General features: G+C 71.5%; 9 protein-coding genes. 6 read left to right on the forward strand and 3 right to left on the reverse strand.

What is annotated here, in order from left to right:
• The first annotated feature begins 153 nt into the window (after positions 1 to 153).
• The gene (locus AB0A95_RS29195; RefSeq protein ID WP_357558945.1) at positions 154 to 528 is read left to right on the forward strand and encodes a VOC family protein; all 375 of its coding nucleotides are present in this window, start codon (positions 154 to 156) and stop codon (positions 526 to 528) included.
• Positions 529 to 650: 122 nt separating this feature from the next.
• Here AB0A95_RS29195 and AB0A95_RS29200 read toward each other — a convergent pair whose 3' ends face one another.
• Together AB0A95_RS29200 and AB0A95_RS29205 are read right to left on the reverse strand one after the other, a co-directional pair.
• Positions 651 to 854, reverse strand: a complete 204-nt coding sequence (locus AB0A95_RS29200; protein WP_357558946.1) for a hypothetical protein — start codon at positions 852 to 854, stop codon at positions 651 to 653.
• Between the two features lie 51 nt (positions 855 to 905).
• On the reverse strand, positions 906 to 1,229 hold the full coding sequence (locus AB0A95_RS29205) for a hypothetical protein (protein WP_357558947.1): 324 nt from the start codon (positions 1,227 to 1,229) through the stop codon (positions 906 to 908).
• A 63-nt stretch (positions 1,230 to 1,292) separates the two neighbouring features.
• On the opposite strand from AB0A95_RS29205, the gene AB0A95_RS29210 reads away from it, so the two are divergent.
• From AB0A95_RS29210 to AB0A95_RS29230, 5 genes are all read left to right on the forward strand, one after another.
• Positions 1,293 to 1,712 (forward strand): DUF6086 family protein, encoded by a 420-nt coding sequence (locus AB0A95_RS29210; RefSeq protein WP_357558948.1) that lies wholly within the window; start codon positions 1,293 to 1,295, stop codon positions 1,710 to 1,712.
• 364 nt (positions 1,713 to 2,076) lie between these two features.
• Positions 2,077 to 2,886 carry a ComEA family DNA-binding protein gene (locus AB0A95_RS29215; RefSeq protein ID WP_357558949.1) on the forward strand — a complete coding sequence of 270 codons (810 nt, stop codon included), beginning with the start codon at positions 2,077 to 2,079 and terminating at the stop codon, positions 2,884 to 2,886.
• A gap of 65 nt (positions 2,887 to 2,951) precedes the next feature.
• Complete coding sequence (locus AB0A95_RS29220; protein ID WP_357558951.1) at positions 2,952 to 5,291, forward strand: ComEC/Rec2 family competence protein; 2,340 nt, start codon at positions 2,952 to 2,954, stop codon at positions 5,289 to 5,291.
• A 263-nt stretch (positions 5,292 to 5,554) separates the two neighbouring features.
• The gene (holA, locus tag AB0A95_RS29225) at positions 5,555 to 6,535 is read left to right on the forward strand and encodes a DNA polymerase III subunit delta (RefSeq protein WP_357558952.1); all 981 of its coding nucleotides are present in this window, start codon (positions 5,555 to 5,557) and stop codon (positions 6,533 to 6,535) included.
• Complete coding sequence (locus AB0A95_RS29230; RefSeq protein ID WP_357558950.1) at positions 6,532 to 6,954, forward strand: hypothetical protein; 423 nt, start codon at positions 6,532 to 6,534, stop codon at positions 6,952 to 6,954. The genes holA and AB0A95_RS29230 overlap by 4 nt, the downstream gene beginning before the upstream one ends.
• A 276-nt stretch (positions 6,955 to 7,230) precedes the next feature.
• On the opposite strand, the gene rpsT is transcribed toward AB0A95_RS29230, so the two are convergent.
• Positions 7,231 to 7,497, reverse strand: a complete 267-nt coding sequence (rpsT, locus tag AB0A95_RS29235) for a 30S ribosomal protein S20 (RefSeq protein ID WP_030336508.1) — start codon at positions 7,495 to 7,497, stop codon at positions 7,231 to 7,233.
• Between the last annotated feature and the right edge of the window lie 331 nt (positions 7,498 to 7,828).

A 7,828-nucleotide genomic window follows, 5' to 3' on the forward strand; every position in this document is an offset into this window, starting at 1 on the left:
CTTCAGCCACCACGCCGAGATCGACGCGATGACCGCGTCTCTCGTGCGGGATCCGGGGCGTCGGTGCCCTCGGGGTTTTGTCATCGCTGTGGCTGCGGAGGGCTCTGGGCCTCCGGTCGGGTCTTCGGATCGACCGGGAAGAGGACGGTACGGATGACAGTCACGTTCAACCACACAATCATCGCCAGCAAGGATAAGAGCGCGTCGGCCGCGTTCTACCGGGAGCTGTTCGAGTTGCCGGAGGCGCCCTCGTGGGGGCCCTTCGTCAACGTGCAACTGGACGAGGGGCAGCTGCTTCAGTTCGCCGAGCCACCGGTGGACATCCAGATGCAGCACTACGCGTTCCTCGTCGACGACGAGTTGTTCGTGCGGTGTCTGGCGTTCGTCGAGGGGCGCGGCATCACCTACTGGGCGGACCCGCAACTGAAGCGCGAGGGGGAGACCAACACCGAGCACGGTGGACGGGGCTTCTACTTCTTCGACCCGGCAGGGCACGCGATCGAGATCATCACCCGGCCGTACCTGTAGCGACCGATGTCGGGGGCGGCGCACCCCCGCTCGTCGAGGAGGGGTGCCGGCTTGGGTGGGCAGTCCACCGGGCCGGCACCAACGGCCGTACGGTCTATGCCTGTGGCTGCCCTCCAGACCGCTCAGGACCGCCTCTTCCTGGTCCAGATGACGTAGACGGCGCAGGCGATCAGCATGAGTACGGCGATGACGGTCCAGGCCCAGCGGGCGAAGTGCTCGTCGGCCACGAACGCGCGGATACCGGCCAGGACGGCGATCGCCAGCGGGCCCAGGCCGAACCACTCGGAATGCTCGGAGAAGGTCAGGTCTTTCAGCGCCTGCCGCATGCGGCCAGTCTAGGTAAGGACGGCCCGGAACCACTCACATCGATACACACTTTAGAACGCTTCGTCGGCCACCCCGCTGTAGCCGCGTAGTCCGTGCTGCCGAGCCAGCTCGTAGATGTCGTCGAGATGGCCGAGGATCCTTACCGGAAGGGTGAGTAGCACGTACTTCGCCGCGTCGTCGGGCGCGTCGACGAGGTCGTGTTCGGTCGGTTCGAGGACGTCCACCAGATCGGGCCAGCGCGACAACAGCTCGCCTCGGAAGCGGGTGACGTCGGGGTGCGGTTGGAGGACGTCGGTCTCGCCGTCAGCCAAGCCGTCGTAGATCTCGCCGGGGTCGCCCACGCCGACCTTCCAGAACGCGAAATCACTGCTCACGATGATGCTCTCCGACTGCTAGGACGGTGACCGGTCACTCCGGCCAGCTGCGATCATGGTGCGGTGAGTAAATGTTTTCAGGTCGGCGATCTGGTGCTGTGGAACCCGTCCAACGCTGTGGCGCAGTTGTTCTTCCGCATGACCGAAGCGATGGTGCCGGTTGCCGAGTGCCCATCGGGTGTCGGACCGGATGTCGGCCGGGATGAGTACCAGATCGACCCGGACACCTTCGCGGCGTTCGTCGACGTCCTGACCGCGCGGTACCTGTCGACAAACCACCCCATTCTCAAGTCCATGATCGAGGGGTATCTGTCCACGGCACTTGTGCTGGTCCGCCGTAGCGGCCTTGACGTCCCAGCACTCGACCAGCCAGTCACCCGGGCCAGCCGGGACATCTCGCTGCGGGACGCGTTCGACCCGGACGCCGACCGACAACGGCTCCTGAGCCTGGCGGTGAGCCACGCAATGGCAATGCCCGACTGAGACGGCGTACCCCGGCGCCCCAGGCTCGAACGCGGATGCCCCGGTGGCAGTCGCCGCTGCCCGGCACGCAGTGAATCACCGCGCGTCACACAAAGGTGCGCCCGCCGATCCGTATCCGCCGTAGTCGAGTTCGCACGCGGCCAACCTCCGCCATCGGATCTTTGCCGGCCCATCGTCTCCCGCGCCAGCGGTTTCTGGGACTCACGCGATGGCGGCAGCGCCTCCAGGGCCCACATTCCGATCCGAGGGCGGGAACCGCTAGCAGATCTGCGCTTGATCAGGGCGTTGTCCACAGTGGCGCGAGTTATCCACAGGGCGACGCTGCCACACCCCACCGTCTCCGCTGTCGCCGTAGCGTCGCCCTGTGTCACACGACGAGGAGACCGAGGTACGCCAGCGGCTGCGCCGGCTGACGCACACGCCGCTGGACGTGTCGTCAGCTCCGGCAGGGGCACCGCTCGTGGGCGTACCTCTGGATGGGGTGCTGCCACCCCGGGCCGGGGCACCGGTGGCGGAGCCGGACGCGGGCGTACCCCTTGCCGTGGAAGGCTCGGTGGCCCCGCGGCTGTCCGGGCCTGGCGCGTTCGACCCGGGGCGACGCGGTGTGCGGGCGTTGGCGGTCGTCGCCGTGGTGGTGGTGTTGGCCGCCGCCGGTTGGGCCTGGCGGTCCCGACCGCAATCGGAACCGGTCGCCCCGCTGGCCAGCGAGGCCGCGTCGGCCATCCCGGCGGGTGACCCCAGCGCGGCCGGCTCGGGTGAGCTGGTGGTGGCGGTGGCGGGCAAGGTCCGCAAACCCGGGTTGGTGCGGTTGCCGGCCGGGTCCCGGCTCGCCGACGCGGTGCAGGCGGCCGGCGGCCCACTTCCCGGGGTCGACGTGGCGCTGCTCAACCCCGCTCGCAAGGTCACCGACGGCGAGCTGATCGTGGTCGGGGTGACGCCGCCGCCGGGCGGGCCGGCAGCGGGCGGGGCGGCACCGCCCGCCGGTCCACTGAACCTCAACACCGCCACCCTGGCGCAGCTCGACGCGCTGCCCGGCGTCGGGCCGGTGCTCGCCCAGCGCATCCTCGACCACCGGGACCAGCACGGCGGGTTCAAGGCCGTCGGCGACCTGCGCCAGGTCGACGGGATCGGCGACGCACGGTACGAGCAGCTCAAGGACCTGGTGACGGTGTGAACAGCGGTGACCCGACGCCGTACGGCCAGCAGACCGCTGCCCAAGATCGGGCATCGTCGCCGGACCTGCGGCTCGCCGGGCTGGCCGTGGCCACGTGGCTCACCGCGCTCGCCGGCCTGCATCTCGGCACCCGCTCGCTCCTGCTGGTAGCCGGGGTGGCGGCCATCCTGACCGCGTGCGCCGCCTTGCACCTGCTCGGCCGCTTCGGTCGTCCGCGGGTCATCGCCCGCCGCCACGGCTGGATCGCCGTGGCGGTCGGCCTCGGTGTGGTCTGTGCGGGGGCGGTCACCGCCGCACAACTGGCCATCCGGGACGCCCCGCCGATCCGTGCCCTGACCGAGCAGCGCGCTCTGGTCACCGCCGAGGTGGTGGTCCGGGACGATCCGCGCCCGATCCGTTCCGCCGGGCGACCGGGGATGCTGCTGGTACCGAGCGAACTGGTCCGCCTCACCGGCCCGGACGGTCGACGCATCCACGCGTCGGTGCGGCTGCTCGTCCTGGCCACCGACCCGGCCTGGCATGGGCTGCTGCCCGGGCAACGCCTCACCACCGAGGGGCGACTCGGCGTCCCCCGGGGTGGTGACCTGACCGCGGCCGTGCTCAGCACCAACGGCCCGCCGCAGCGGCACGGTGTGTCGTCCTGGGCGCAGCGCGCCGCCGGCACCCTTCGCGCCGGTCTGCAACGGGCCTGCGCACCGCTGTCCGACGATCCGGGCGGGCTGCTGCCGGGGCTGGTCGTGGGCGACACCAGCCGACTGCCACCCGCCGTCGAGGACGATTTCCGGGCCACCGGGATGACACATCTCAATGCCGTTTCCGGGAGCAATGTCGCAATTGTGGTAGGCGCGGTGTTGTTGCTGGCGCGTTGGGCGCGGGCCGGCCCGTGGCTCGCCGTGGGGCTCTGCGTGGTGGCGCTTGTGGGATTCGTCATCCTGGTCCGCCCGTCACCGAGCGTCGTGCGGGCCGCGACGATGGGGGCGATCGGGCTCGCCGCGCTTGCCGTCGGTCGTCCCCGCGCCGCGCTGCCCGCGTTGGCCGCCGCCGTCACAGTGCTGGTGCTCGTCGACCCGGAGTTGGCCGGGGATCCCGGGTTCGCGCTCTCCGTGCTGGCCACCGGTGGCCTGTTGCTGCTCGCCCCGCGGTGGCGGGACGGGCTGCGGCGGCGTGGCGTGCCGCCCGGCCTGGCGGAGGCGTTGGCCGTGCCGGCAGCCGCGCAACTGGCCTGCGGGCCGGTCGTCGCCGGTATCTCCGGCACGGTCAGCCTGGTGGCGGTGCCGGCCAACCTGCTCGCGGTGCCGGCCATCGCCCCAGCGACAGTGCTGGGCGTGTCGGCGGCCATGGTGTCGCCGCTCTGGCCGTCCGGCGCCGAGATCCTCGCGTGGCTGGCGAGTTGGCCGGCCTGGTGGCTGGTGGTCATCGCCCGACAGGGCGCCCGACTGCCGGGCGGCACCCTGCCGTGGCCCGGCGGGGTCCCGGGGGCACTGCTGCTGACCGGGTTGACAGTCGCACTGCTGATCGCGGTGCGCCGCCCCCTCGTACGCCGACTGGTGGCGGTCGTCGGCGTCGCCTCGATGCTCGGTGCGCTTCCGGTGCGGCTGGTGCTCGCTGGCTGGCCGCCGCCGGGTTGGGTAGTGGTGGTCTGCGCGGTGGGTCAGGGCGACACAGTGGTGTTGCCTGTCGCTCCCGGCCGGGCAGTGGTGGTCGACGCCGGGCCGGAGCCGAGTGCGGTGGACGGATGCCTGCGTCGACTCGGCGTACGGGAGGTGCCACTGCTGGTGATCAGCCACTTCCACGCCGACCACGTGGGTGGGGTGGCCGGGGTGTTCCGGGGGCGACGGGTAGGCGCCGTGCTGACGCCGTCCTCGACGGATCCGGAGAGCGGCCGGGATCTGGTCCGGCTGGCGGCGACCGCCGGCCGGGCCGCGCTGCTCACCACAGTGGCCGGTGCCCGTCACCCGATCGGAGGCGTCGACCTGCTGGTGCTCGGCCCGCCGTACCCGCTGGCCGGCACCAGGTCCGACCCGAACAACAACTCGCTGGTGTTGCGCGCCACGGTGGGCGGGGTGCGGATCCTGCTGCCCGGCGACGCCGAGGCCGAGGAGCAGCACGCGCTGCTGACGCGGGCAGCGCCGGGGCAACTGCGGGCGGACGTGTTGAAGGTTGCCCACCACGGTTCGGCGTATCAGGACCCGGGCTTTCTCGACGCGGTGCGGCCGGCGGTGGCGCTCGTGCCGGTGGGCAGCGGCAACACCTACGGCCACCCGAACCCGGGAATACTGGCCCGGCTGAGCAGGGGTGGCACCCGGGTGCTGCGTACCGACACCGACGGCGACCTGGCGGCGATCCGGGCTGATGGTGGCCTGGCCGTGGCGCGGCGGGGAATCCCACCGGGCCGGCAGTCCTGAGCCGACGGCGTCACGGTGCGGATGGTCCGCCCATCATCGCTGGGACTCCGCGTCCGCCGGCGACTGCCCACGGCTGGATCCTGCACCGGGCTCCGGGGCGGCGGCCGGCCAGGCGCTGGTCAACCCTTGTCCGAACCAACCCGGTGGCGGGAATTGCGAATTAGGTGGCCAATTGAGATAGATGTCTGGATTTGCGCTGAGTGCGGGCTGCGCCGACCAAGCAGCGAATGAGCAGGCACGATCCCGGCGTGGGCCGTGCGAATATGGGCGGCGTGACCGCCGCCAACCTCGCACCCATTGTGCTCGTCCTCGGTGACGAGGAGTTACTCGCCACGCGCGCGGTCGCCGAAGCTGTCGCTAAGGTCCGCGGTGTCGACGCCGAGGTGGACGTCCGCGAATACCAGGCCTCTGCGCTCACCGTCGGCGAGATCGCCGAGATGCTCAGCCCTTCGTTGTTCGGCGGGAGGCGACTGCTGATCCTGCGTTCGGGCCAGGACGCCCGCAAGGACCTGGTCACCGCGCTACTGGCGTACGCGAAGAACCCCGACCCGGAGGTGCAACTGCTGGTGCTGCACCTGGGCGGCGCCAAGGGCAAGGCGTTCGCCGACGGGCTGCGGGCGGCCGGCGCGACTGTCGTCCCGGCAGCCAAGCTCAAGGGGCACCGCGACCGGGTGGCCTTCGTCCGTGACGAGATCCGCCGGGCCGGCGGAAAGTGCACCGACGACGCGGCCGAAGCGCTCATCGCGGCGGTCGGCAACGACCTGCGCGAGCTGGCTGCCGCCTGTTCCCAGCTGATCGCCGACACCGACGGGCGGATCAGCGCCGACACGGTGAGCCGCTACTACCGGGGCCGGGTCGAGGTGACCGGCTTCACCGTGGCGGACGCGACAATGGTCGGCGACGTTCCGGCGGCACTGGAGGCGCTGCGCTGGGCCCTGCACGTCGGGGTCGACCCGGTGCCCATCGCCGATGCCCTGGCCGACGGGGTGCGCACTGTGGCCCGGGTGGCGTCGGCCGGGCGGGGCAACGCGTACCAGCTCGCCAGCAGCCTCGGCATGCCCGCCTGGAAGATCGAGCGGGCGCAGCGGCAGGGGCGCGGCTGGACTCCAGAGGGCCTGGTCCGGGCCATGCAGGTCGCCGCCGAGTGCAACGCCGCCGTCAAGGGCGGCTCCGACGACCGGGCGTACGCCCTGGAGCGCGCGGTCTTCTCGGTCGCGGCAGCCCGGCAGGGCGGCACCAGGTGACGGGGACGAACCGCCCCGCGTGGGCCACTGTCGCCGTCGACGAGGAGCGGTATCGGCCGCTCTACGCCCGACTCCTCGGCCTCCGGTTCGTCAACCCCGGCGGCGTGCTGTGCTTCCTCTTCTTCGAGGGCACCATCGCGCTGGCCGTGCTGCTCGCCCTCGCCGAGCTGGTCACCTGGTGGGCGGTACTGGTGCTGCCCGCCGTGGTGGCGGCGATGGTCAAGCTCAACGACATGGTGGCCGCGATCGTGGTCCGTTCCGCCGCGCTCGTGCCCGAGCAGGAACGGGATCGTTTTCGCCGGCAGATGGAGCCGGTCGTCGGTCGAGCCCGAGTGGAGTGGGTCTCGCACAGCGTCAGCGGCGTGGTGATCACCGCCGACCCGGCGGCGCCCACCCGCCGCGCCGACCCGTTCCGCTGAGACCGGCCCGTCAGAGCGAACCGGGCCCGTCGGTTGAGCGTGGCCCGTCGGGTTGAGTGTCGGCCCCGGTCGGGTTGAGCGTGGCCCGTCGGGTTGAGCGTCGGCCCCGGTCGGGTTGAGCGTGGCCCGTCGGGTTGAGCGTCGGCCCCCGTCGGATCGAGCCTGGCCCGAGCCCGGATCGAGTGGCTGGTCTACGGAGACGATGCCGGCCCGCGGACACACGGAAGCCCCGGGCCGAGGCCCGGGGCTTTCCGAATCAGTCTGACGGTGAAGTCGTCAGGCGGAGAGCGCAACCACGCGCTTCGCGATCGCGGACTTGCGGTTCGCAGCCTGGTTGGAGTGGATCACGCCCTTGCTGACGGCCTTGTCCAGCTTGCGAGAGGCGTCCAGCATGAGCGCGGTGGCCTTCTCGACGTCACCGGCCTCGGCAGCCTCGTGGAACTTCCGGACGGCGGTCTTCAGCGACGACTTGACCGACTTGTTGCGCAGCCGGGCCTTCTCGTTCTGCCGGTTGCGCTTGATCTGGGACTTGATGTTCGCCACGCGACAGCCTCGTCTTGATAGCTCGGGTTGGTCAGCTTCTGCGCGAGATGACGAACATGCGTCACCGCTGCGCGAAGAGCCAGGTTACCAGGTCGACCGGGACGAGCCAAAACGGCTCGGCCCGAAACGGCGTCCGCCCGGTTCGTGGGCTCACCCGGACACCCGGCGCTTGATCCACTCGGCTTCCTGAAAACCGGGGCAACCGCTCGCGGCTGATAGCCCAACTTCAAGAAACCCGAGTCGATCAAGGGCCGCCGGGCCGCCGGGCCGCCGGGCCGCCGGGCCGCCGGGCCGCCGGGCCGCCGGGCCGCCGGGCCGGCGGGGGCGATCG

It is taken from the genome of Micromonospora sp. NPDC049230 (assembly GCF_040647875.1).
GTDB lineage: Bacteria > Actinomycetota > Actinomycetes > Mycobacteriales > Micromonosporaceae > Micromonospora.

What these genes read in the sequence shown, in the direction of transcription:
- AB0A95_RS29200 (WP_357558946.1), bottom strand. Translation starts at nt 854, where the DNA reads ATGCGGCAGGCGCTGAAAGACCTGACCTTCTCCGAGCATTCCGAGTGG.
- AB0A95_RS29195 (WP_357558945.1), top strand. Translation starts at nt 154, where the DNA reads ATGACAGTCACGTTCAACCACACAATCATCGCCAGCAAGGATAAGAGC.
- holA (WP_357558952.1), top strand. Translation starts at nt 5,555, where the DNA reads ATGGGCGGCGTGACCGCCGCCAACCTCGCACCCATTGTGCTCGTCCTC.